Consider the following 24,907-nt stretch of genomic DNA (forward strand, 5'->3'; position numbering starts at 1 on the left):
TTACTCCTTTGTTTTCTCTGTGTTCGGACTGATGACGTCCCCGCTGATGCCCTGCACATAGTACTCTTTTCCGCTCTCCAAAATAAACCTCCATGCCGGAGCCGCCGGCAAATGCGCATCGGAATTGAACACTTCGCCGTAATAGCCCAGCTCAATTTCCGTCACGACGGAGCCTTCCGGCAAAAAGTTCTCGATCAGATTGCCGAGCGCCTTGGAAGCGGACAGGACCTGCTGCTTTTTCTCGCCCTCCAGACTTGCGACTTCGATCATTTGCCGGCTGTAGGACAGTATTTTTTGATTGCTGTAATACAGCTTCAACTCGATTTTGAACATCGGCCATTTGCCGTCGACGAGCGGGCGGAGCACAAACTCCCCGTCCCGGCTCGCCGCCTCATCGTACCAGTAGCTTCCGATATCCGGCAGGCTCGCCTTCAGCGCATTGGCCAGCTCTTTCGGAGAAAAGATCAGCTTGCTGTCCACCGGTTTCGGCAAATCAATCCGCTTACCGCTCTGGCCATCGTCCACAAAGCGATACGAGATTTTCGGCAGCGACGGCGTCTCGCTCGGAATTTTCGCGAGCACCTTGACGCTTTTCTCGTCCATCGACTTCTGAATGCTGCTCTCCAGGGAGATAAAGTCCGGATTGGAGTCCGCCTGCTCCTGCAGATCGTTCCACAACTGATATCCCAGCACCAGATTCAGCAGCAAAAAAGCGTAAATCAGCACGTTTTTCGCACGGCCCCAATCCATTCCCGATCCCTCCTTCAAGCCATCTAATACAACGTCCGGGTTGCTCCGTTCTTCAATTCGGCGGCCCAGACCGGTTTCAATAACAATCCGTCCGTGGTCAGCGACGGCAAGTACGCCGGGAACAGCCCGACCACCGGCGACTCCTCTTCAATCCGCTGGATCTGCTCCCTCAGCTCGTCGCCGCCCGGGAGGTCGACCATCTTTTTATCCCAGTAACCTTCCTTGGCATACATTAACGAACGCTCATAGCCCGCAATCGTTCCCTGGCGCATCTCCAGCGTAATTTCCCCATAGTGAAACGAAGAAATGTCGATAATCGGGAATGCCCCGAATTGCCCTTCCCCGTAATACTGCTGGAACACGACCGTATTCCGCTCGGCGTCCGTTTCTTCCGTTTTCTTCAGCATGTACTCGCCGTTCCAACCGCCGTGCTGGTTTACAAAATCCACCGCGGACAGCGCATTTCGCCCGGGGTTGTTCTCCCCTGCCGCCGGAGCGGCCGGATCGGTGTAATTGATCCAGTTCCGGTCCTGCTTCACCTGCAAGCTTCGCTTACCGTCCGTATAAATCTCGGAACCGTCTTTTTCCCGGATATAACGGGTGATGCTCGGGTCGGAGAAAAGACTGCTCTGCATCTGGTCCGCGGAGAACAGCCCGATGTTCAAGCCCGTCTCGACCATGCGAATCGGCTTCTCGGGAATGTAATACCCGTTTGCGAGAGTATAAGGTACCCAGTCCCTGCCGAAGTCGACTTGCTGCCGCACGTCCTGTACGGTCAGGTCCGCCTTGGTGGCTTCGTAGACGACATCGCCCTGCGAGCTGAAAAAGAACGCCCTTACCTGTTCATCGTTCCCGTCATTGTAAATCAGCACCCGGCTGATCGTCTCCGCTTCGAACAACGGGTCGGGCGAGATCTGCATCACCTTCTGCAGCAACGACACCGGCATGCCCCCGCCGAATTCCAGTTCAATCCCCGAGTTGCGGCTGCGGATATCGTTCCAATTGATATTGTCCAGCGCATTCCGCTGGAATCCGTCGAATTGACGCCCTTTGAGACGGGAATAGATCAAGTTGTAAAAAGCGGAATCCGGATAAAACACCGTGTGGCGGTTTTCACCCCTATGAACGGCGATCTGCGACGGATACAGCATGTCTTCCGCCTTCGCTTCCTGCCCCATATTTTCCGTTTTGATGTAATCATTTTCGGTTTTGACGACCGGGTCGCTGCCCGGCAGCCGATAAATCAGAAAATAACTCTGCACCAGGCTGCACAGAACGAGCAGCGCGAGTACCAGCGATTTGACTCTTTCCTTCACCGCTTCCCGCCTCCTTGTTCATGCTGCGGCAGCGTAAAGGTCACCTTGGTGCCTTTGCCCAGCTCCGACTGCAGCGAGATCGTCCCGCCGTGCGCCTTCACAATTTCCCGGGCAATGGATAGACCGAGGCCTGTCCCGCCCATATTCCGCGAACGGGCCTTATCCACCCGGTAGAACCGCTCAAAAATCCGGTCCAGATCCTTTTTCGGGATTCCGATCCCGTTATCCTGTACCGAAATGGCCAGCACGCCGTCGTCCGTTAGACGGGCTTCTATGGTAATCGTGCCGCCTTCCGGCGTGTATTTCATCGCATTCGACATCAGATTGTCCAGCACCTGATCGATCTGGTCCCGGTCTGCCCAGGCCGAGCCGACCTCGCTGGCGATAAACAGCGTCGGCTTGATTCCTTTCTCCTGCATCTGAAAAGAGAACCGATCCGCGACCTCCTCCAGCATTTCCATGACGGAAACCGGCTGCTTTCGCAGCTGGGCCTCCTTGGAGTCCAATCGCGAGAGATGAAGCAAGTCCGTGACGAGGCGGATCATCCGCTCGGTTTGGTTCTGGATGACCGAGGCGAACTTCGGCCCCAGCTCCGGGTCCTCCATCGCACCGTCCTCCAGCGCCTCGGTGTAGCTTTTAATCGTCGTCAGCGGCGTGCGCAGCTCATGCGACACATTGGCGACGAACTCGCGGCGCGAGGCCTCGAGCTGTTCCTGCTCCGTGACGTCCTGAAGCACGGCGATCGTGCCGACAATCCCGGCCTCCCGCCGATGGATCGGCGTAAACGTCACCCGAATCAGGAACGTGTCGCCTTCTTCCGTCTCGTTTTCCAAAATGGTGGAATGCATCGTACCCAGCTGCAAAATCTCGCGTTCTTCCTGGGAAATACGCAGCAAGGTGATCATATCCGCACTTTCCGGCAGCTCTCCTTGAATCCGCAGCATTTCGCCCGCCCGGCGGTTCATCAGAATGATTTTTCCCGTTTCGTCCGTGGCGATCACGCCATCGCTCATGTTCGTGAGAATCGAAGCCAGCTTCTCCTTCTCTTCCTCGTTCTGGGCGAGCGCATCACGGAGCCGGCTCGTCATGTAGTTAAACGCCTTGCTGAGCTGCCCGATTTCATCGTTGCCGAGCACGGGCATCTTTTGCTGAAATTCGCCTTCCGCCACCGCCGTCGCCCGCCGGGTCAGCTCCTTGATCGGCGAGGTGATCGTATGGGCCAGGATAACGCCCAGCACCGCCGTCAACGCAAGCGCCAGCAAAATTCCCGATATAAAAATATTGTTAATCCGCTCCATCGTGTCGTACAGCTCGTTCATCGATGCCGCGATATAGATCGCGCCGACGATTTTGCCTTCGTTGACGACCGGCTTCGCCACAACCTTCTTGCGGATATTGTCTTCGTCGATAATATATTCCTCGTTGTCGCGAATGCCCTGCAATGCACGGCTCACGACCGTTTGCGTATTCTTCGTGCCGACATAATCGGCATGCGACGGCTTGGACGTCGTCAGCACTTTGCCGCTGGCGTCCAGCACCTGAATTTCAGCGCCGTTGATGTTGAACAGATTGTTTACCAGCACCCGCAGGTTTTCCAGCGATTCCTCCGCCGAGTCTCCGGTCACACCCAGGTTCTGCGCCGCCAGCACGGAGAGCAGCTCCGCGCGTTCCTGCAATTCTTTCGTGAAATTGTTCGTCAGCGACGTCTTCATCGCACTCACGAAATAGACCCCGATCAGCTGCATCGCGATCAGGATCAGCAACACGTAGATAATGATCAGCTTCGCCTGGATCGTGCGAAAGAAGGAGGGCAGCTTCATGCTAGAACCCACCCGCCTTGGAGCTGCGCATCATGTAACCGAGCCCGCGCCGCGTCAATATATATTCCGGCTTGCTCGGATCCTTCTCGATTTTTTCCCGGAGGCGGCGGATCGTCACGTCGACCGTGCGCACATCCCCGAAATATTCAAACCCCCATACCGCCTGCAGCAAGTGCTCCCGGGTCATGACCTTTCCGGCGTTTCTCACCAGGTAATGCACCAGTTCAAACTCCCGGTGGGTCAAGTCCAGCGGTTCTTCGTTCTTGTATGCGGTATACGTATCCGTATCGATAAACAGCTCGAACAGGTGAATTCCCTGCCGTTCCTCTTCAGGCCCCTCGGGGGTGGCAATCTGTTGGCGGCGGCGCATTTGCGCCTTCACCCGCGCGAGCAGCTCTCGCGTGCTAAACGGCTTGGTGACATAATCGTCCGCGCCAAGCTCCAGGCCCAGCACCTTGTCGATCTCTCCGTCCTTCGCCGTCAGCATGATGATCGGGGTTTGCAATTTGGCCCGAACTTCCCTGCAGACGTCCATGCCGTCCTTGCCGGGGAGCATCAGATCCAAGAGAATAAGATCCGGCTGCTCCGAATACGCCAGCTCCACCGCTGCAATACCGTCAAAGGCGAGGATAACCTCGTAGCCCTCTTTCTCCAGATTAAACTTCAAAATATCCGCGATAGGCTGTTCGTCGTCGACAACCAGAATTTTTCCCTGCATACGCTTCGTTCACCCCGTTCTTTAAGACCTTGTCCGATCTTGTCCTTACCCCATTCTATCTTACCATACCTGGGCATGCCCTTCATAACCAAGTTTACACAAAAACCCGGCCATAAATGGCCGGGTCACGGTTGATCATAAATATTTCATCGGATTTTGAATGTTGCCGTTCTTGTGAATTTCGAAGTGCAAGTGAGTGCCGGTCGAACGGCCGGTGTTCCCCATCACGCCGATCTTGGCTCCCTTCTCGACGACTTCGCCTTTCTTCACGCTGATCTTGCTTAAATGACCGTATAGCGTCTCGTATCCGTTTTTGTGATCGATAATGATGCAGTTTCCGTAACCGGATTTGGTACCCGTGAAAATGACGACGCCGTCATCGGCGGCGAGAATGCTGCGGTTGGAGGAGACCAGGTCGACGCCTTTATGGGTCCTACCCCACCGTTGACCGTAACTGCTCGTTAATGTCGCTCCCGATACCGGCCAGGCAAAGTCGCCGGTTCCCTCACCGAGCACCACTTTGGTCCCGCGTACGACGATTTTCGGCTTGGACTCCTTGATGACCTCCTGGCCGAGCCATTCTTCCGCGATGACTTCCCCGTTCTCCTTCGTGATCCGGTACTTCATCGTCTTCAGCCCGCTCTCGCCGGCGGAGATGACTTTGGATTTGCCGGCTCGCATATCGTCGCTTTTGCGAATGATGACTTGAGGCGCCGTCTCGATCTGCTCCGATACCTTCTCCACCGTCTTGACCGTCAGCGCCGGCTGCACCGCGTTGATCTTCAGCTCGGTTCCGATTTGCAAAGTCAGTTCCTTAACGCCGGGATTATTGCTGAACAATTCCTTCTGAGTTATGCCGAAGCGGGACGCGATCGATGAGATCGTGTCGCCCTCGCGTACTTCATACGTAACGGCGGTTTCATCGCCTTGGATGATTTTTGCGACCGCCTCGTTCACATCCAGCACTTTGTTCGGATCCGCTTCAATCGCTTGGGTCGATACCTTTTCCTTAATATCGACCGATTCCACCGTCACGCCGGATGCGTCCGAGGATGCCGCGGAGCTTTGCTGCGCTCCCCCGGTCTTTTTCACCTTGGACGCAAGCGTGTTCGCGGCCGATGCCGTCTGCGCCTCAGGAGCATACTTGTTTTTGATCTGCTCAAGTACCGCTGTCGCGGTAGCCTCGTCCTTGACGATGCCGATCGTTTTGCCGTCGACCTTCAATTCCACGCCCTTGGCGTAGCCGGTAAGCATCCCTTCCAGCTTCTTAAGCGTGGCCTCGCTATCCACCTCGGCCTTGTATTCCTTGTCCTGAACGGTGGTAATCCCCTTGGTGTTTACGGCCATCTCTACCTGAGGGTATTTTTCCGCATATTCCTGCTCCTTCTGTTTAAAGAGCGCTTGCAGTTGTTCTTCATTGGCAATTTTACCGATTTCCTTGCCTGCGACGTAAACGTTGTAATAGGTTACCGTATGGGCCTCTACGTATTGCTGGCCCGCTATATATATGCCGCCTCCAACCAAAAGGGCTGCCGCGGTGCTTCCCGCGATGAGGCGTGTCCTGGAACGGCGTCTGGCGCCGGCTGCTGTCTGTTCTTCGTTTGTTTCGGATCTCTTTTGATCGTTTTCCGGACGGCCGTGATTCATCTCTTGCGCCGGTTCATCACCCTTGCGCCACAGCTGCCAACGTATCCCCCTGAAACCTCTCATGCTGATCTCCTTTTCACTTCGACTCTATTCGACAAAAAAAAGTATCAAAATTTTAACCTTTTTATCGCTATTGATTACTTTAACATAGTCGAGTTGAAGATTTCAACTTACGCCAAAAATGCCCATAAACGCCAAGAACCCGCTCCATGAGCGGGTTTTGCTTTCGTTTTTCCGAATCCTGAATCAGGAACAAATTTACAATCCTGTGAATGAGACCGCTATCATGCAAGCGGGTTGCTGCTTCACGGCTTCTTAACCTTGCAAAATTTTTATGATTTTTGCATATTCGGCCTTATCCAAATACTTGGATAGAATCTGTTCGATCTCGATCATCTCCGCTTCGGTCAGACCGTCTTCCATCGCCGCCGTCATTTTCTGCATTTCCTCCTGCGGCAGTTTGGACATCAGCAACGAAAACACTTCCTCCTTGTCCTTATCGGAAAGCCCGTCCTTCTTCGCCTCCATCTCATCCGGAGTCACCACCACCTGCTGATCCTGGCCGAGCGCATCCTGCCCTCCCGAACCGGCTCCGGCAGAGATGCCTCCCATCACCGATAATGCATCTTCAGGAGGTTGTTCCCCGTCCGGTGTTCCGGCAGGTTCCGTCACGGCCCCTTCGTCGCTATTTACACCTGCTTTCGATCCATTGCCCGTTGCATCGGCGCTTCCCGTCTGACTTCCGGTTCCGTTGCCGGCTTCTTTATCCGCTACACTGACGTCTCCCTCCGTCCCGGCAGCCGACTTGCCGTCCTCCGTACTCCCGGCTTTGCCGTTCGCCGATTTCTCCACGCCGTTCTGATCCGATCCGGACGCCTTTCCGCCGCCAAACCCCAGCATGCCCTTCATCATGCCGCCCAACGTCGGCGTCTGGGCCGTCAGCGGAAGATTATAGCTGTCTAGTAAAGATTGTATATACATATTGACCACATACCCTGTGGTCATCACTGTCAACAAACTGACGATCACGACCGTCGCGCACAGCTTCGCCAGCCATCCTATCCATTTCATCTGTTATATCCTCCTTCTACCTTTCTTTCTATCGGTACTCTATTCTCCTATTGATCAGTATGGACGGCCAAAGGTGAAAGTAACCTCGGAAAGGTAGAAAAAGAGACGAATCGTGTGGTTATATACGATTTTTAAAAGGGCCCCTATCCAAAGAGCCCGCAAACAAAAAACCGTCCAGAAAACAGGGTACCCTGCGCTCTGAACGGCTCGTTTTTCAGCTATATCTTATTCATAAATCGGCAGCACTTGGTTCGTCTGGCTGCGGTTACGGCCGACCGAGAAAATCGCGATCGGAATGCCCGTCAACTCGGACACGCGCTTCACATAATTGCGTGTTGTTTCCGGAAGATCCTCCAGCGTCTTCGCACCGGAAATGTCCTCCGTCCAGCCCGGCATTTCCTCGTACACCGCTTCGCATTCCGCGAGCATTTTCAGGCTGGCCGGGTAGTGCGTGATGATCTCACCGCGGTATTTATAACCGGTGCAGATTTTTACGGTTTTGAGACCAGTCAGCACGTCCAGGGAATTCAGCGACAGGCCGGTAATCCCGCTTACGCGGCGCGTATGGCGAACAACCACGCTGTCGAACCAGCCCACCCGGCGCGGACGCCCGGTCACGGTGCCGTACTCATGGCCGGTTTCGCGAATCATCTGGCCAACTTCGTCGAACAGCTCGGTCGGGAACGGACCGTCCCCGACACGGGTCGTATAAGCTTTAGCCACGCCGATGATCTGGTGAATTTTCGTCGGTCCCACGCCGCTGCCGTTGCAGACCCCGCCGGCCGACGGATTGGACGACGTCACGAATGGATAGGTGCCTTGGTCGATGTCGAGCATGACGCCTTGTGCGCCTTCGAACAATACCTTCTCGCCAGCATCGATCGCCTCGTTCAAAATCACTGACGTATCCGCTACATACGGACGGATGATTTCCGCGTACTCCAGATATTGCTGCAGTACTTCCTCCACGTCCAGCGGCTGTCCGCCATAGACAGTCTCGATCAGATGATTTTTCTCCTTCATGATATGGCGCAGCTTGCTCTCGAACTCTTCCGCATCCATCAAATCGGCGATCCGAATGCCGCTGCGGGAGGCTTTATCCATATACGCCGGCCCGATCCCCTTCCGAGTCGTCCCGATCTTGTTCTCTCCCTTGCGTTCTTCCTCCAAAGCATCCAGTACCAAATGGTACGGCAGAATAACGTGAGCGCGATCGCTGATCACCAGATTCTTCGCGCTGAATCCGTTCTCCTCCACATAGTTGATCTCCTCGATCAGTGCGGCCGGGTTAATGACAACCCCATTGCCGATAACGCAGCGTTTATTTTGATTGAAGATGCCTGACGGAATCAAGGTGAGTTTGTACTTCTTGCCGTCGATAAGAATGGTGTGACCGGCGTTGTTGCCGCCTTGATAACGGGCCACCACATCTGCACTCTCTGCCAGATAATCCGTGATTTTACCTTTACCTTCGTCTCCCCATTGGGTTCCAACAACGACTACCGTTGACATGTACATTCCCCCGCCTTGTGCCTATCGCACCTGTATTTGACATTTCTATAATTTAACATCCGACAAACAATTTCCATAAATCAATCATTCCACTGCCTGATGGCAGCAATACCAGTTTACCAGTCTACATTTTTAAAGTCAAATAAAAAAACGAACAATCACACAAATGTACGCGTGATTGTTCGGGATTAGTCGATAGCAGTATTATATATTAGCCTGCGAATGAGTCCACATGTGCCCGCTCGTAATTGGCGAACTTGTTGAAGTTCTTCAGGAACACGAGCTCTACCGTTCCTACCGGACCGTTCCGCTGCTTGGCGATAATGATCTCGATGATGTTCTTTTTCTCGGTTTCCTGATTGTAATAATCGTCCCGGTACAAGAACGCTACGATATCGGCGTCCTGCTCGATCGAACCGGATTCCCGAAGGTCCGACATCATCGGACGCTTGTCCTGCCGCTGCTCCACGCCCCGGCTAAGCTGGGACAGCGCGATCACCGGCACTTCCAGCTCACGGGCAATCTGCTTCAGGGTCCGGGAAATTTCCGAAACTTCCTGCTGCCGGTTTTCGCCCGGCTTGCCGCGTCCGTGAATCAGCTGCAAGTAGTCGATGAGGATCATGCCGAGCCCCTTCTCCTTCTTCAGCCGCCGGCATTTGGCCCGAATATCGGCCACGGTCACGCCCGGCGTATCGTCGATATAGATTTCGGCTTCCGACAATGCCGCAATGCCCATCGTCAGCTTCGCCCAATCGTCATCGCCCTTGAAATCGCCGGTACGCATCACGCCGGCATCGAGGTTGGCCTCGGCGCAGATCATCCGCTGAACGAGCTGGGCCGCGGACATCTCGAGACTGAAGATCGCGACCGTTTCCTTGGCGCGAACGGCCACATTTTGCGCGACATTCAGCGCGAACGCCGTTTTACCTACGGAAGGCCGCGCGGCCACGATGATCAAATCGTTGCGCTGGAAGCCTGCGGTCATCTTGTCCAAATCAACGAAACCGGAAGGAATGCCGGTCGTGTTGCCGCGGTTTTGGTGCAGTACCTCGACCCGGTCAAACACCTCCATCAGCACGTCCTTGATGGCTATAAACCCGCTGCCGGAGCGGCGGTTCGAAATTTCAAGGATACGACGTTCGGCATCGCTCAGCAATCCCGAAACGTCCTCGCCGCCGGTATACCCGTCGCTGACGATTTGCGTAGCCGTCCGGATCAGGCGGCGCAGCATCGATTTTTCTTCGATAATGCGCGCATAATAATCCACGTTGGCCGCCGTCGGCACCGCATGAGCGAGTTTCGCCAAATAGCTGACCCCGCCGATTTCCTCCAGTTCACCACGGTCTTGCAAACGAGAAGTCAGCGTCACCAAGTCGATCGGCTGGCCTTCCTCGCCAAGCTGGACCATCGTTTCATAGATCAATTGATGGGGCTTATCATAGAAATCCTCGGTACGTACTCGCTCCATTGCTGTAATGAGCGCTTCGGAATGGAGCAAAACCGCTCCGAGCACCGCCTGCTCGGCCTCCAGGTTTTGCGGGGGCATCCGGTCATAGAATGGATCGGTACTCATCTGTTACTCCTCCGTAACCTGAACCTTGAACGTCGCCTTTACTTCAGGATGGAGCTTCACCGGCACTTGGGTTACCCCCAGCGTGCGGATCGGTTCATGAAGATCGATTTTGCGTTTATCGATTTTCACGCCGGCTTTCTCCAAAGCCTCGGCCACCTGCTTGCTCGTGATTGCCCCGAATAAACGGCCGCCCTCGCCCGCTTTCGCTTTCAGCGTGACCGTCATTTCCTCCAGCTTTTTGCCGAGTGCGATAGCCTCTTCCTTTTCCTTCTCCTTGCGCTTCACTTCGGCCGCCGTCTGATTTTCCAGCGTTTTCACATTGCCGTCCGTCGCCGGACGAACCAGCCCGCGCGGAATCAGGAAGTTTTGAGCATACCCTTCGGATACGTTCTTAATCTCGCCTTTTTTACCTTGACCTTTAACATCTTGCAAAAAGATTACTTTCATTCGAATAACCCCTCTTCCTTCTCTATTTCATCCAGCACGGCCAGCAGACGTTGCTCCGCCTCCGCCTGGGTGCCTTCCAATTGTACTGCCGCATTGGTTAAATGCCCGCCGCCGCCGAGCCGTTCCATGACGACCTGGACGTTCATGCTACCGAGCGACCGGGCGCTGATCCCGATCAGGCCGTCTGGCCGTTCGCTGATCACGAACGATGCCAGCACGTTGGTCATATTGAGCAGCGTATCCGCCACCTGGGCGATCAACAGCTGCGGGATTTTCCGGTTCGGCTCGGTCACCGCCAGGGCGATATGCCCGTGTATCATGCGGGCGTGCTTGATAATGTCGGCCTTGGCGATGTATTCTTGCAAATCTTCCTTAAGCAGCCGCTGCACCATGGCCGTGTCCGCGCCCATCCTCCGCAAAGAGGCGGCCGCTTCAAACGTGCGCGACCCGGTATGCAAGGCAAAGTGCTTCGTATCGACCGTGATGCCCGCCAGCAAGGCTGTCGCTTCAAGCGGACTCAGCTCGACCTTCTCGTGGATGTACTGCAGCAGCTCGGTGACAAGCTCGCACGCCGAGGAGGCGTACGGCTCGAGGTACACGAGCACCGCATCGTTGATGAATTCCTCGCCTCGGCGGTGGTGATCCACCACAACGACCCGCCGGGCCGCCTCCACCAGGCGCGGCTCCATCGTAATCGACGCCTTGTGGGTGTCGACGACGACGAGCAGCGTATGCGGCGTCATCATCCCGAGCGCCTGCTCCGGCGAGATAAACCGGCGCGCCAGCGCTTCATCCTGATCGATCCGCTCCATGAGCCGTTCGATCCCGGGGTTCGGGCCATCGAGCACGATGTGCGCCTCGACGTTGTACATATCGGCGGCCTTCATCACGCCGATGGAGGCCCCGATGACGTCAAGGTCGGGCACCCGATGGCCCATGATGAGGACGCGATCGCCCTCCTGCATCAGATCGCGCAGCGCATGCGCGATGACGCGGGCGCGCACCCGCGTCCGCTTCTCTACGGCGCCGGTCTTGCCGCCGTAGAAAGACAAGCGCTGACCGGCCTTCACCGCGGCCTGGTCACCCCCGCGCCCGAGCGCCATATCCAGACTCGACTGGGCGAGTTCGCCCAGTTCGCTGAAGCGCTCGTAGCCGAAGGCGAGGCCGATGCTCAGCGTCATCGGCACCTTCAAGTCCGCGGTCATCTCGCGGACCTCGTCCAAAATCACGAACCGGCTTTGCTCCAGTTCGTTCAGCGATCTCTGATTCAGCATCATCAGATATCGTTCGGATGACAGCCGCCGCAGGTAAATGCGGTACTGCTTGGCCCATTCCGTGATCGCCGACGCGACGCGCGCGATCAGCGCGGTCCGCTGCTGGTCGTCCATTCCCGCCGCGGCTTCGTCCAAATTGTCCAGCATGATGATGCCGAGCGCCGGCCGTTCATTCTCATAACGTTCCCGCAGCACGGCCAGCTCCGTCATATCATGGATATAAATCAGCCGTTCGTCATGGTCGATCGTCAGTTCATAATGGCGTTCGTTGGCCACGACCTCCACGGTCGATTTTCCCGCCGTCTTCGCATCCTTCTTGTCCTTGCCCGGCTGCGGTAAAGGCGGCAGCAGCTCCGTAAGCGGCATACCGACGACCGTGTCCTTGCCGTACATCCCGCTCACAAACCGGTTATGCCACTCTACCGTCCGGTCTTCGCTGTACAGCATGATGCCGAACGGTAACCGGCCGACCGCTTCCCCTTCAACCCGCTTAATCCGGTAGGTCAAATCCGTGACGTATTTGACCAGATCCTGACGGAAACGGCGTTCCGCCTGCAGCATCAGATATCCCAGCACACATACGAGGCATAAGCCGATCAAGCCGAGAATCCAGTTATAGAAGGAGACGAAAATGACGAGGAGCAGCTGGAGCATGAACATCCACGCGGTCTGGTAACCGTGCCAGCGCTTTTGCAATAAACTTGGCATGCCTTCTCACCCTATCGTCTTGGTCTTGTAAGCATCTCGCGCAGCGGAAAAGCAATGTCCAGAATCCCGACGATGCGAAGCGGCGGAACGATAAACAACGCCACCACAAGCAGCACCGGGATCGCCGGATTCCATTTCCGGTGGTAAGCCGCAAAGAAGAACAGACTCGCCGACTGAATCATGAACAAAAATTGCAGAAGCGGCATCGCATTGAGTAAAATCGTGCCCAGGAAGCCTTGGTTCACGGCTTCTCCCCCGAACATTTGCAGCAGAATGCCGACCAGGTAATACCAGATCAGCGACCGCGGCATACGCCAGTCCCGGAGCGGAGGAAGCTTCGGAACAACCAGCCCCATGCTGCCCAGGGTCGGGCGCGCTACGGCATGGGCAATCGTCGCCATCACCAGCGAACAGACGATCATCGTAAACGGAATAAGCCGAATCGTCAGGCTGGAAACCTGCTGGCTCATTTCCGGAGACCAGACGATGCCTCCCGTCATGGAAGTGTCCGCCACGTTTTGCAGCGGCTCCATCGCCGTATTGATGATATCCTCAATGGCCGTAGCCAGATTGAATTTGAAAAACACCGTGCTGATGAGCAGCACCAATAAAAATAGGGCCATAATTGCACCGGCTCCCGACAAAATCGTCCGAAGCGCGGAAGCTCTTTTCTTATACAAATGCCCCATAACCACGCCCGGTATCAAAAAATAAACCGCCTGGAGCAATGCCACCGGCCCCAGAATCAGGCTGCATAAGATCCAGACCGGCGCGATATGCACAACGAACGCTTTGGTCGATAAGGTCGCATATAACAGAACGACCGGCACAATCAGAAAAAAGGTTGTGACGACCGTTAGCGGAGTAGCAAGTGACAACAAGAGCAACAAATAAACGACGCTCCAGGCCACGGATGTCCAGCGCAGCTTCAAATGGGTTCACCTCTTACGCATATGTTCTTCCAATGTAGAAATATCCTGATACCAATCCTCGAGCTGGTGCCCTTCCTGCTTATGTTTTTTCAACTTTTCCAGGATAGCTTCATCCATATCCCGATAGGTTACTCCCAGTCTGCGTCCCAGAATATAACTGCTGACGATCAGGCTGGCGATTGCGTCCGTTATTCTTGTCGTGCTGCCTTCCCATAATGCTTTGAATAATCGGGATACGTGATCGACGACTTCGGTTTTCAACCATTCAATCACTTTGGCACGTTTGGCAACATCCATTTCCCTTTGCATGGTCGACAGCTTCTATCCTCCCCACGAAAGTGCTTATCCAAAAAGCCGATCGGCTTTTTGAACGACCTCCCACAGCTTATTCTTCATTATAGCATAAAGCAATTAGGGCAATTGACGCAACGGTGGAACATGGTTTTTACAACTCAATTTATAGCTTCGTCACAGAGGTGTTTCGGGTCACGAACTTTTCGCAATATTCGATGATCTGACTGCGGCGGACGATTCCGATAAACCGGCCCATGTCATCCACGACCGGCACGAAGTTCTGTACCTTCGCAAGGTTGATCAAGTCCTCCATATCGGCGTCGATCGACACCGGCTTAATATCCATTTTGAGCGGGACATCCCGCAGGTGGAATTTTGAAGCGGTCTCAAAATTGACCTTGCCGTCCGAGTTCTTCATATACCAGAGCAGGTCTCCCTCGGTGACCGTCCCGACATAAACGCCGTTCCGATCAAGGATCGGCACCGCCGAATACCGGTGAAACTCCATCCTTTCCAGCGTCTGCCGCAACGTCGAATCCAAGGTTACCGTCACTACATCATTCTTCGGCAGTAAAAAAAACGCAATATTCATGCAACTAGTTCCTCCTCAAAATCCTTATCCCCAACCTAATGATTGTACGTTTCAAACCCGTATCCGTTCCGCCGTATGGCGCGAAATCGGCAGCCGGAAAACCGGACTGCCGAGTCTGATGAATGATTATATACATGAATAAGTGCTAATTCGTCGTTGATTCCGAGTTGTTTCCGTTATTGCTGCCCGTAGCATCGCTTGTAGCATTTTCTTTCTCTTTGTCGCGGTCTCCCGGCATCAGCAGTTCGCCCGAAGCCGTATCGGGATTGCTCCAGCTTGCAATCATCTGCTTCGCATACTCCAGATCCTCTTCATTGGCCGCATCATAGTACACGCCGTTCTTGCGGAAACCTTCCCCCATAATCGTGAAGCCTTGAATGGAAGGGCTTTGATCCGCGAGCAATACCTTCTTGGAAAGATCAATAATATAACTCGGCATCATATCCGTCTTGAAATTGTTTCCGAGCATATCCATCAAATCGGGAATTTTCGAAACCTGGTCCAGTTTCAGCATGCGATCCACAATGGCATTCAGGAATACTTGATGCCGTTTGGTCCGGTTAAAGTCGCTATCCTCGCGATACCGAACGAAGTTGAGCGCCTCCGTCCCGTCGTATAACGGTTTTCCGGCCTTAATCGTAAATTTCTCATGGTCCTTATGCTTGTTGACGATATCCTCCGTAATCGGAAGCTCGATACCGCCCAATGCATCAACGACATTCCGCAAGCCTTCAAAATTGATGGCCGCGTAGTAGTCGACCGGGCTGCCCAGGAAATTCTCCACCGTATCCTTGGCCATCTTCTCGCCGCCGAACGCGTAAGCATGGTTAATCTTGTCTTCCTTATCCTTGCCGACGATTTCCGTGTACGTATCCCGCGGAATCGAAATCAGCAATACTCGCGATTCCTCCGGGCGTATCACCGCATAAATCATCGTATCCGAACGGGCCGGTTCGTTTGCCCGCTGGTCAACCCCAAGCAAGAGCGTGCTGAATGGCTTCAGTTTCTCCTCTTTCTTCACCACCGGCTTAGGCTCTTCACCTGCCAACGGCGCGTAGGATTGCTCCAGTTTCTTTTCCACTTGGCCCGAAAGGAACAGATCAAACGCCATGACGGCCAAAGGTTTGCGGAACACATATCCTCCCGCCCCGAGAATAACAAGTACCAAGAGAACGATCATCCACTTTTTGCCTCGGTTGCCCGGGTTCCCCTTCTTCTTTACCCGTTTCTCTCTTTTTAACATCATATGCCTCCATCTCAACGAATTATTTCATGTAAAACTTATATAAATGAACGACTTGATTTCCAAGTAAAAAAACCTCTACCGTTTCGTACTATACCATATAGACGTTTTTCGGTACAACAATGTTACTATTGGAAACAAAGCCCGCCCTCTCATTCTTGGAGGGCGGGCTCGGTGCCGATCCATGCGCGGCGACGGTTAGTTCGTTTTTTTATCGTTGCTATTAATTAATGGAAAATGACACGCAACCTGGCGGCCAGGTTTAACTTCTTCCAACAGAGGCTCTACCTGGGAGCATTTCCCCTGGGCTAGCGGACAGCGCGTATGAAACCGGCAGCCGGACGGCGGGTTGGCCGGAGACGGCACATCGCCTTGAAGCACGATCCGCTCTTGGCGTTTGCCGGGCGTCGGTTTCGGGATCGCGGACAGCAGCGCAGCCGTATAAGGATGCAGCGGGGCTGCAAACAGCGCCTCCGTCTCCGCCACTTCCACAAGCTTACCCAGATACATCACGCCAACCCGGTCCGAAATATGCCGGACGACATTCAATCCGTGCGCGATGAACAAAAAGGTGAGGCCCAGTTCTTTTTGCAGCTTCATCAGCAAATTAATCACCTGCGATTGGACGGATACGTCCAGCGCCGAGACCGCCTCATCCGCCACGATAAACTGGGGATTCAGCGCAATTGCCCGGGCAATACCGATCCGCTGCCGCTGCCCCCCGGAAAATTCATGCGGATACCGGTTCCGCCGGGAAGCATCCAGTCCGACCAGTTCCATCAGTTCCACGACCCGATCATCGATTTGTCTCGCGGACATTTTACGGTGAACCCGAAGCGGCTCTCCGATGATATCTTTCACGAGAAACCGCGGATTGAGCGAACCGAACGGGTCCTGGAAAATGATTTGCATTTCTTCGCGCAAGGCCTGTAATTCTTTTCCACCCATCGCGTGGATGTCTTTTCCGTTAAAAATGACCTCTCCGTCCGTCGCTCCCTGCAGACGCAAAATAACGCGTCCCAGCGTGGATTTGCCGCAGCCCGATTCCCCGACGAGCCCGAAGGTTTCGCCCTTGCGAATCGCAAGCGATACATCGTCCACCGCTTTGACCTGGCCGACGACCCGGCTGAGCAGGCCTTTATGAATAGGAAAGTATTTTTTCAAATGTCTAACGTCGATTAAAATATTTTCTTCGGTTGCCGTGTTAGCGGTACTTCTTCCGGCCATCGGCTCATGATTCATCTTGATCTGCATGCTCATGCCCGCTTCACCTCTTCTCTGCCGCCTCTTCCGTCTACCAGCGCCACCGGCCTGTCTTCAAACAACCAACAAGCCGTACGGTGATCTTCGCCGACGAGAAAATCAAACGGCTCTTTCTGGCGGCATATGTCCATGGCATGCGGACAACGCGGATGGAAGCGACAGCCTGAAGGAAGCTGCCCGATCGGCGGAATCGTCCCCTGGATCGTATACAATTCCGTCCCCCGTTCGCCTTCAAAGCCCGGGATCGATTGCAGCAGGCCGTTCGTGTAAGGGTGGCTCGGGTTGCCGAAGATCGCCTCCACCGTACCTTCCTCCACAATCGCTCCGGCATACATCACGGCGATGCGGTCCGCCATCTCCGCCGCCACGCCCATGTCGTGAGTGATCAGCAAAATGGACATCCCCAATTCCGACTGAAGCTTGCGGAGCAAATCGAGAATTTGCGCCTGTACGGTCACATCGAGCGCCGTCGTCGGCTCATCCGCAATCAGCAGCTCAGGATTGCAGGCAAGCGCAATAGCGATGACGACGCGCTGGCACATCCCGCCGGACAGCTCATGCGGGTATTGCTTCGCACGGATTTCCGGAGCCGGGATCCCGACCATCCGCAGCATATTCACCGCCGCGTCCCAAGCTTTGTCTCCGCTCATGTTTTGATGCAACCGCAAACTTTCCGCGATCTGGTCCCCAACCGTAAATACCGGATTCAACGAGGACATCGGGTCCTGAAAGATCATGGCGATCCGGTTTCCGCGAATATGGCGCATTTCCTCCTGAGTCTTGTTTGCCAGATCCTCACCTTTATATTCGATACTTCCCCCGGCAAGGACGCCGCCGGCATAATCGATCAAACGCATAATTGCGAGGGAGGTTACGCTCTTCCCGCTACCGGATTCACCGACCAGGCAAACGGTCTTGCCTTTTTCGATGGACAGCGAAATTTCGTCGGTCGCCTTGATCAGCCCTTGATCCGTTACAAATCCAACCGTCAGTTGCCGGATTTCGAGTAATTTTTCCGCCATAATTTCAGCCTCCTCCGGGTTTTGGACATGTTTTGCCGCGGATCAAGCGCATCCCTGATGCCGTCGCCGATAAAGTTGACAGCCAATACGACAATCAGGATACACAAGCCGGGATAAACCGCCTGCATCTTATCGACCAACATAAACTCCTGGGCATTACTCAGCATTAACCCCCAGCTCGTATCCGGTGCTTGGACGCCAAGGCCAAGGAAGGACAACGCCGATTCGCTCAAAATCGCGCTGCCGACCATCAGTGTTGCGTTAACGATGATCGGGAAGCTTGAATTCCTTAACAAATGCCTGAAAATAATGCCCCAACTGGATACGCCGATTGCCTTTGCGGCTTCCACGTACTGCATCTCCCTAAGCTGTAGGAATGCGCCCCGTACCAATCGCGCGATGCTCATCCAGCTCGTCAACGCTAGAATCATAATCATGTATTTGATTTCCGACCCGAAAATCGCCAGCACTAAAATATTCAAAAACAAAGTCGGTACCGAGTTCATGACGTCGACGATCCGCATAAAGATGGTGTCCGCCCAGCCGCCGAAATACCCCGAAATCGCTCCGATGACCGAACCGATCACGACGGAGGCGATGGCTACGGAAAAACCGATCGTCAACGAAATCCGTGCGCTATACAGCAATCTTGAAAATATATCTCTTCCCAGCTCATCCGTTCCGAGCAAGTGTCCTTGATCGCCGGGCTTCAAATTCGGGAACATCATGTCGATCCGGTCGGGTTCAAACTTCGTAAGGACCGGAGCAAGGATGGCCATGACGACAAAAAACAGCAGCACGCCCAGCCCCGTCATCGCATAAGGGTTGCGGGAAAACTTCCTCCAAAGCATTCTCCAAGGGCCCGGAGGCTTCTTGGACGGATTGGCCGGCATAGGCTCCTGGAGGCCCGGCGGCATTCCTGTCTCGGCGAGATCTTGTCCGGCATTCGCGGATACTTGGGCATTCAGATCGCTCATGCGGCTCTGCCTCCTTTGCTACCAAGCTTGACGCGCGGATCCACGACCGCATACAAAATATCCGCCAACAGGTTGCCGATGACGACCATCACCGCGATTACAATGGTAATCGCCATTAGCACGGAATATTCCCGGGCAATGGCCATTTCCACATATAAACGCCCCATGCCGGGCCAGTTAAACACATTTTCGGTCAGCACCGCGCCCGAAACCAGGATAGGAAGATCCAATCCAAGGATGGTGATAATCGGAATCATCGCGTTTCGAAGGGCATGCCGGAAAACCACCTTGCGCTCCTTAACCCCTTTAGCCCTGGCGGTTCGGATATAATCCTGATCCAGCACTTCCAGCATGCTGGCTCTTGAATATTTCATGTAAGAAGCAAGAGATCCCAGCGCCAATACGGTCACCGGAAGCACCAAATGCATAAACAGGTCGCCGATATTTCCTTCTTTGCCTCTAGTGTGCATATCGGACAGCGGGAACCAGTCCAGTCCCAGCGAAAGATATTGCTGCAGCAATATCCCGAACCAGAAGGTAGGCATGGCAAAGCCCACATAGGAAATAAATGAAGCTGTCTGGTCGGAAAATCCGTATTCTTTCGTACTGTTATATATCCCCCAGGGGATCGCAATAATCAGGGATACGATCAAAGCGGCGCCCATAAGGATAAAAGTATTGGCAATCCGCGGCCATAACAGATCGCCGACCGGAATGTGATTTTTGAACGTATATCCCAAATCGCCCTGAAGCAAATCCCCGACCCATTTGAGATATTGAACAGGCAGCGGTTTGTCCAGGCCCATATTGATTTTCTGTTGCTCCATCGCTTCCGGGGACAAGCCCGGGGAGAGCATCACTTGCGTCGGACCGCCCGGGGCGGCATGGATCAATAAAAACGTAAGAACCGTAATCAAAAAAATAACCAGCACCGATTGCAGCAGGCGACGGACCAGATATTCTGTCATCGTTCGATCCTCCTATTTATTACAAGTATAGAAATCACAGGAATTCCCCTCTATAAGGAGAAGGAGAAAGAGATCCCCCTCTTTCCCCTCCAGTGATTCTATTTCCCGTATCCGTTCGTTAGTCGGTTACCCACCATTTGATGATGTGGAAGTACTGCCCGTATCCGAGCGACGGCTCCGGTCTGTCTTCTTCGGCCCAGTGAACCCGAGGTCCCGTACCGATCGCCTGACCATATTGATACAGGAATACATATGGCAAATCGGTGGAGATTTCTTTGGCTACTTCCTTGTAGATTTCTTTACGTTCGTTTTGATCCACGGTGGAGTATCCGTCCACCCACAATTGATCCAGCTTTTCGTTCTTGTACCAGCCGCTGTTTTGACCGGCCGGCGGGAAGTATTTCGAGGAGAATACGCTCTCCGCATCCGGATCCGGCGTATTCAGCGACCAGGCCAGAAGCAGCGCCTGATACTTACCCGGCGTTACGTTTTGGTCGATCCATGCCGCAAAGTCGATCCCCTTCGGCGTAACCTCGATACCCACATCCTTCAAGTTTTGCTGAATGACTGCCGCCACTTGCTCACGACGGCTGTTACCCGCGTTGTATTGAAGTTCAAATGCAAAACGATGTCCGTCTTTCTCCAGAATACCGTCTTTTCCTGGAACCCATCCGTCTTCAGCAAGCAGTTGCTTCGCTTTTTCAGCACTGTAATCGTAGTTCACGGCCGCATCCTTCGGATCTGCCCAAGTATCCGGGAGGAACGGTGCATTCATCAAGGCGCCGACGCCCTTCAGAATGTTGTCGACCATACCTTGACGGTTGATCGCATGCGCGATTGCCTGTCTTGTCTTTTGTCCTTCAAACAATCCGAAATTATCCGGGAAGTTCTTAGGATCAAAGTTGAAGTTCAGATACTCGTATTGCGCGCCCGGTTTTTCGATAATTGCGATTTCGTTGTTTTTCTTGACCGCTTCAACCTGTGTGACCGGGATGGCGCTGATATGGTCGGTATCGCCTTTCAACAGGGCCTGCACTTCCGTATTTTGGTCCGCATAAATTTTATAAACGATTTGGGAAATGTGCGGCTTCACTTCACCCCAATAATCCGGGTTGACGTCCAGCGTATGGCTTTCCCCTTGCTTCCAAGCCGTCCATTTCCAAGGTCCGCTCGTCACCGTTTTGGCAGGATCTTTACCGTATGCATGCGCCTGAAGTTCTTTAACCGGTACATCCTTCAGTACGTGTGCCGGAACGATTTCCGTAACCAAAGAGTATTGGAACGGTGCATAAATCTGTTTCAGCGTGATTTTTACCGTCTTGTCATCCACTTTCTCGACTTTATCGACTTTATCAAATGTACTGATGCCTGGTGCGCCCGTATCGGGGTTCCGTACGGTATCAAATGTATAAATAATATCGTCTGCAGTGACCGGTTGGCCGTCGCTCCATTTTGCGGTGTCCTTTAACTTGACTGTATAGGTTTTCCCGTCCTCGGAAACCTGTGGCGCCTCAGCGGCCAGCGACCATGGTTCGGCGGTCACGTTTCCTTCCCGGTTCAAATCGTACAATTTCGCAAACACAAACTGGATTACATCACCGGAAGTCGTATCGTTGGTATATATCGGATTCAAGCTGACGATATCGGAAAATGAACTGATCGTAATCGTCCCGCCGTCAACCGGGCCATCTGCGGGAGGCGTATCTTTCTCCGCATTTGTGCCGCCATCATTCGTGGACGTGTTTGTTTCCGTCGGAGTGGGGTTAGAAGCGCTGTTGTTTGTACTGCACCCTGTGAACAGAATCCCGATCAGCGATATAATTAGTAATAATGACCACCAATTCAACCGTTTTGACCTCATGCGAAAGATTCCTCCTCTTGAATATGTAGTTATTTGTTTCAAAAATTACCACTTAAATATAAAAAAATTTTCTCTCTCTCATACCTCCTCTGTTTACGACTATTTATAGTGAAAAATTTGAAAACCGGAGTCAAAGATCCTTCTACGTGCTGAATTCAAGATGTGCGGATGTCTTGCATGATTGGAGTTGTATTTCGTTCTAGGTGTCTAAGAGGAATGACTAAAACAGATTAGAAGATTAACCAAAATTTCATAAGTTTCGATTACCGTGATAAAGCATCACAGCATCAAAATATAAACCAGCGGTTAATAACTTGCGTTAGCGGGTTCTTGCTGTTTGGGGAATTGTTCCAACTTGATTATTGTAAATAATACTTGTTAATTAACCTGACGTCAATAACTTTTTAAATTGTTCTTTACCCTCCCTTAACATGACAACTTTCGAATAATTCCGATATAAACAAAAAACAGCCGGATTCGCAAGGAATCCGGCTGTTCCGGTCTTCGATTACTCCGTAGTGTACGGCAGCAATGCGATTTGACGGGAGCGTTTGATCGCTACTGTCAAAAGACGTTGATACTTCGCGCTTGTGCCAGTCACACGACGAGGCAAGATTTTGCCGCGTTCGCTGATGAATTTCTTCAGCAGCTCAGTATCTTTATAGTCAATGTGAGTAATTTTGTTCACAGTGAAGTAGCACACTTTACGACGCTTGTTGCGGCCGCCGCGGCGAGCCGGTCTCTTGTCGTCTCCGCCTTCTCTTTGTTTGAAGCTCATGCTTTTCAGTCCTTTCCGTAATTAAAATGGCAAATCGTCATCCGAAATATCGATCGGTTTCCCGTCATCGGAGAATGGATCGTTTTGATTGCTGCGCGAGAAATTGTTGCTGCGGCTTGTATCTCCGCCGCCTCCGAATGGAGACTCCTCACGCTGTCCGCCACCGCCACCTGCTCCGCCTTCGCGGTTCGATTCCAAGAAACGGACATTATCGGCAATGACTTCGGTGACGTAAACACGTTTACCTTCGTTATTTTCGTAATTCCGCACTTGAATGCGTCCTTCAACAGCCGTTAGACGACCTTTGCGCAAGTAGTTTGCACAAGTTTCGGCAAGCTGTCTCCAGGTGACGACCGGGATGAAATCCGCCTCACGTTCGCCGCCTTGCGATGTAAAAGGTCTGTCCACCGCAATAGTGAACTGGGTGACCGCCACACCGGATGGCGTATAACGCAACTCCGGATCCCGGGTAAGACGTCCGATCAGAATGACACGGTTCAACAATCAAATCCCCTCCTTCGGGCATGTGTTCTACAAAACTTGAAGATTAGGCTACGTCTTTTGTAATGAGATAACGGATAACCTCGTCGGAAATCTTCAGAATCCGTTCGAGCTCAGCAACTACTTCAGGAGTAGCTGTGAAGTTCACGAGCACGTAAACTCCGTCACGGACCTTGTTAATCTCATACGCAAGCCGGCGTTTGCCCATAACGTCATGTTTGGTAATTTCACCGCCGTTTTGGATGATGCCTTGGAATTTTTCGACTGTAGCTTGAACAGCTTCTTGTTCAACATCAGGACGAATAATGTACATCACTTCGTATTTGCGCATCTGGTTCACCTCCTCGTGGACTATGGCCCCCAATACGTTTAACGCTCAGGAGCAAGGAGCGAGTCTAAACTCGCACCATAATAATATATCAAATATGCCGATCCTGCGCAAGCATTCAAAACATTCCATAATAACCAGGGCCCTCCCCCTTATACACGACACATGTTTAGGCGTCCGCTGCGGCACAATATAACGGATTTACAATTAGAAAGGAGGTATCCCCTTGGGAGAAAGAACCGAGTTTGAAGAAGGCGATAAGGCGCCGAATCCGGGCGTCTACGTGGAGGTTGGCGAAGCACGGAGCTTCCATACCCAAATTCAAAATCCGAAACGCATTACGATGGAGCGTGGTGAAACCTTCCCTGAACCTTCCAACAAGGACCGCAAGTGGAAAAAGGCCGAGAAAGCACGTGTCCATTAAGCAGGCCAAGGGTTTAAAGGATTTTTTGATTAAGGCGTATATAATCCCGTATCCTGCCCATAATACAATCAGACGGTGTTGCAGAGAGAGGTGTGGTTCCGTTGGAGGTATCCGAGGGCAACATTTCATTCTGGAGTCTTGACCACTTCATTGTAGAAGCCAAGATCTCGGGTTAAACGAAGACCCCTCTTCATTAATCCGGGTTGCACACGCAAAAGTCGACCGTTTCTTGAGATGTGAGAAAAGAATTCCAAATAAGCACACCGTCGACCAGGAAAGGACCCGAAAGGGTCCTTTCTTTTTTCGCTCTGATAATAAGTGTTCAGCAAACAAACAGCCCTCTGTATGATTTATACAGAGGGCTTCAATATTCATTCAGTTAAATGGCGGAGAGGGTGGGATTCGAACCCACGCACGCCTTGCGACGCCTAGTTGATTTCGAGTCAACCCCCTTGGGCCTCTTGGGTACCTCTCCAGCAAGCAAGAATGAGTATATCATGAATTTCTATTGATTGCAACACCAAATGCATGAATGTTGTTTTACAAATAATGTAAATTCATCCGACTCTCTTTTTACCCTTCCGTCTTCCCACTCATCTAAGGAGCCGGATGATCAAATTTCTAATCCCATCCTAATTAAGCGTCCTGGTCTTCCACATTGGACTGGCTTGCATTTTCAGGAGCAGCGGACCGGAGCACTTTACGCATGTTCTTCTCAAACTTCGCACGCGGCACCAATACGCTGTGCTTACATCCCACACACTTGATCCGGATATCCATCCCCATGCGTATAATCTCCATCTCATTGCTTCCGCAAGGATGATTTTTCTTCATTAATACGATATCACCCAATTGAAAAGATTTCCGCTCCACCTTGATCCCTCCAGT

The 24,907-nt window shown here is 53.0% G+C and carries 24 protein-coding genes and 1 tRNA gene; 1 reads left to right on the top strand and 24 read right to left on the bottom strand.

What is annotated here, in order from left to right:
* The 22 genes from yycI to rpsF form a co-directional block, all read right to left on the bottom strand.
* Nucleotides 1-750 (bottom strand): two-component system regulatory protein YycI, encoded by a 750-nt coding sequence (yycI, locus tag ACSFXJ_RS25920; protein WP_435923183.1) that lies wholly within the window; start codon nucleotides 748-750, stop codon nucleotides 1-3.
* 23 nt (nucleotides 751-773) lie between these two features.
* On the bottom strand, nucleotides 774-2,066 hold the full coding sequence (locus ACSFXJ_RS25925) for a YycH family regulatory protein (RefSeq protein ID WP_435923184.1): 1,293 nt from the start codon (nucleotides 2,064-2,066) through the stop codon (nucleotides 774-776).
* Nucleotides 2,063-3,886 carry a cell wall metabolism sensor histidine kinase WalK gene (gene walK / locus ACSFXJ_RS25930; RefSeq protein WP_435923185.1) on the bottom strand — a complete coding sequence of 608 codons (1,824 nt, stop codon included), beginning with the start codon at nucleotides 3,884-3,886 and terminating at the stop codon, nucleotides 2,063-2,065. Before walK ends, ACSFXJ_RS25925 begins: the two co-directional genes overlap by 4 nt.
* A gap of 1 nt (nucleotide 3,887) precedes the next feature.
* Nucleotides 3,888-4,604 carry a response regulator YycF gene (gene yycF, locus ACSFXJ_RS25935; RefSeq protein WP_435923186.1) on the bottom strand — a complete coding sequence of 239 codons (717 nt, stop codon included), beginning with the start codon at nucleotides 4,602-4,604 and terminating at the stop codon, nucleotides 3,888-3,890.
* Nucleotides 4,605-4,739: 135 nt separating this feature from the next.
* Entirely contained in the window at nucleotides 4,740-6,314 is a 1,575-nt protein-coding gene (locus ACSFXJ_RS25940) for a peptidoglycan DD-metalloendopeptidase family protein (protein WP_435923187.1), read from the bottom strand.
* A 252-nt stretch (nucleotides 6,315-6,566) separates the two neighbouring features.
* Nucleotides 6,567-7,322, bottom strand: coding sequence for a hypothetical protein (locus ACSFXJ_RS25945; RefSeq protein ID WP_435923188.1), 756 nt, complete (start codon nucleotides 7,320-7,322; stop codon nucleotides 6,567-6,569).
* Between the two features lie 225 nt (nucleotides 7,323-7,547).
* A complete protein-coding gene (locus ACSFXJ_RS25950; RefSeq protein ID WP_435923189.1) occupies nucleotides 7,548-8,834 on the bottom strand; it encodes an adenylosuccinate synthase in 1,287 nt (428 codons plus the stop codon).
* 211 nt (nucleotides 8,835-9,045) lie between these two features.
* Complete coding sequence (gene dnaB, locus ACSFXJ_RS25955) at nucleotides 9,046-10,407, bottom strand: replicative DNA helicase (RefSeq protein ID WP_435923190.1); 1,362 nt, start codon at nucleotides 10,405-10,407, stop codon at nucleotides 9,046-9,048.
* 3 nt (nucleotides 10,408-10,410) lie between these two features.
* Nucleotides 10,411-10,854, bottom strand: coding sequence for a 50S ribosomal protein L9 (rplI, locus tag ACSFXJ_RS25960; protein ID WP_435923191.1), 444 nt, complete (start codon nucleotides 10,852-10,854; stop codon nucleotides 10,411-10,413).
* Nucleotides 10,851-12,836: a DHH family phosphoesterase gene (locus ACSFXJ_RS25965; protein WP_435923192.1), complete on the bottom strand. Its 1,986-nt coding sequence runs from the start codon at nucleotides 12,834-12,836 to the stop codon at nucleotides 10,851-10,853. Before ACSFXJ_RS25965 ends, rplI begins: the two co-directional genes overlap by 4 nt.
* 11 nt (nucleotides 12,837-12,847) lie before the next feature.
* A complete protein-coding gene (locus tag ACSFXJ_RS25970; RefSeq protein ID WP_435923193.1) occupies nucleotides 12,848-13,768 on the bottom strand; it encodes a YybS family protein in 921 nt (306 codons plus the stop codon).
* 6 nt (nucleotides 13,769-13,774) lie between these two features.
* A complete protein-coding gene (locus ACSFXJ_RS25975) occupies nucleotides 13,775-14,077 on the bottom strand; it encodes a MazG-like family protein (RefSeq protein ID WP_435923194.1) in 303 nt (100 codons plus the stop codon).
* A 148-nt stretch (nucleotides 14,078-14,225) separates the two neighbouring features.
* A complete protein-coding gene (locus tag ACSFXJ_RS25980; RefSeq protein WP_435923195.1) occupies nucleotides 14,226-14,654 on the bottom strand; it encodes a CBS domain-containing protein in 429 nt (142 codons plus the stop codon).
* 145 nt (nucleotides 14,655-14,799) lie between these two features.
* A complete protein-coding gene (locus tag ACSFXJ_RS25985) occupies nucleotides 14,800-15,897 on the bottom strand; it encodes an LCP family protein (protein WP_435925873.1) in 1,098 nt (365 codons plus the stop codon).
* 198 nt (nucleotides 15,898-16,095) lie between these two features.
* Nucleotides 16,096-17,139 carry an ABC transporter ATP-binding protein gene (locus tag ACSFXJ_RS25990; RefSeq protein ID WP_435925874.1) on the bottom strand — a complete coding sequence of 348 codons (1,044 nt, stop codon included), beginning with the start codon at nucleotides 17,137-17,139 and terminating at the stop codon, nucleotides 16,096-16,098.
* A gap of 14 nt (nucleotides 17,140-17,153) precedes the next feature.
* On the bottom strand, nucleotides 17,154-18,182 hold the full coding sequence (locus ACSFXJ_RS25995; RefSeq protein WP_435923196.1) for an ABC transporter ATP-binding protein: 1,029 nt from the start codon (nucleotides 18,180-18,182) through the stop codon (nucleotides 17,154-17,156).
* Complete coding sequence (locus tag ACSFXJ_RS26000; RefSeq protein WP_435925875.1) at nucleotides 18,149-19,099, bottom strand: ABC transporter permease; 951 nt, start codon at nucleotides 19,097-19,099, stop codon at nucleotides 18,149-18,151. The genes ACSFXJ_RS25995 and ACSFXJ_RS26000 overlap by 34 nt, the downstream gene beginning before the upstream one ends.
* Before the next feature lie 56 nt (nucleotides 19,100-19,155).
* Nucleotides 19,156-20,127 carry an ABC transporter permease gene (locus ACSFXJ_RS26005; protein WP_435923197.1) on the bottom strand — a complete coding sequence of 324 codons (972 nt, stop codon included), beginning with the start codon at nucleotides 20,125-20,127 and terminating at the stop codon, nucleotides 19,156-19,158.
* A 118-nt stretch (nucleotides 20,128-20,245) separates the two neighbouring features.
* Nucleotides 20,246-21,988: a peptide-binding protein gene (locus tag ACSFXJ_RS26010; RefSeq protein WP_435923198.1), complete on the bottom strand. Its 1,743-nt coding sequence runs from the start codon at nucleotides 21,986-21,988 to the stop codon at nucleotides 20,246-20,248.
* A gap of 508 nt (nucleotides 21,989-22,496) precedes the next feature.
* Nucleotides 22,497-22,766: a 30S ribosomal protein S18 gene (rpsR, locus tag ACSFXJ_RS26015; RefSeq protein WP_082207605.1), complete on the bottom strand. Its 270-nt coding sequence runs from the start codon at nucleotides 22,764-22,766 to the stop codon at nucleotides 22,497-22,499.
* Between the two features lie 21 nt (nucleotides 22,767-22,787).
* The gene (gene ssb / locus ACSFXJ_RS26020; protein WP_435923199.1) at nucleotides 22,788-23,270 is read right to left on the bottom strand and encodes a single-stranded DNA-binding protein; all 483 of its coding nucleotides are present in this window, start codon (nucleotides 23,268-23,270) and stop codon (nucleotides 22,788-22,790) included.
* A 43-nt stretch (nucleotides 23,271-23,313) separates the two neighbouring features.
* Entirely contained in the window at nucleotides 23,314-23,598 is a 285-nt protein-coding gene (gene rpsF, locus ACSFXJ_RS26025) for a 30S ribosomal protein S6 (RefSeq protein WP_155604535.1), read from the bottom strand.
* Between the two features lie 223 nt (nucleotides 23,599-23,821).
* Here rpsF and ACSFXJ_RS26030 point away from each other — a divergent pair, with 223 nt between their 5' ends.
* Nucleotides 23,822-24,019: a YjzC family protein gene (locus tag ACSFXJ_RS26030; RefSeq protein WP_435923200.1), complete on the top strand. Its 198-nt coding sequence runs from the start codon at nucleotides 23,822-23,824 to the stop codon at nucleotides 24,017-24,019.
* A gap of 384 nt (nucleotides 24,020-24,403) precedes the next feature.
* On the opposite strand, the gene ACSFXJ_RS26035 is transcribed toward ACSFXJ_RS26030, so the two are convergent.
* Both ACSFXJ_RS26035 and ACSFXJ_RS26040 read right to left on the bottom strand, forming a co-directional pair.
* Nucleotides 24,404-24,494: transfer RNA gene (locus ACSFXJ_RS26035), tRNA-Ser, on the bottom strand.
* Between the two features lie 161 nt (nucleotides 24,495-24,655).
* Nucleotides 24,656-24,892, bottom strand: a complete 237-nt coding sequence (locus tag ACSFXJ_RS26040; protein WP_435923201.1) for a DUF951 domain-containing protein — start codon at nucleotides 24,890-24,892, stop codon at nucleotides 24,656-24,658.
* Nucleotides 24,893-24,907: the final 15 nt, after the last annotated feature.

The organism is Paenibacillus salivarius (genome assembly GCF_051307165.1).
Classification (GTDB): Bacteria; Bacillota; Bacilli; order Paenibacillales; family Paenibacillaceae; genus Fontibacillus.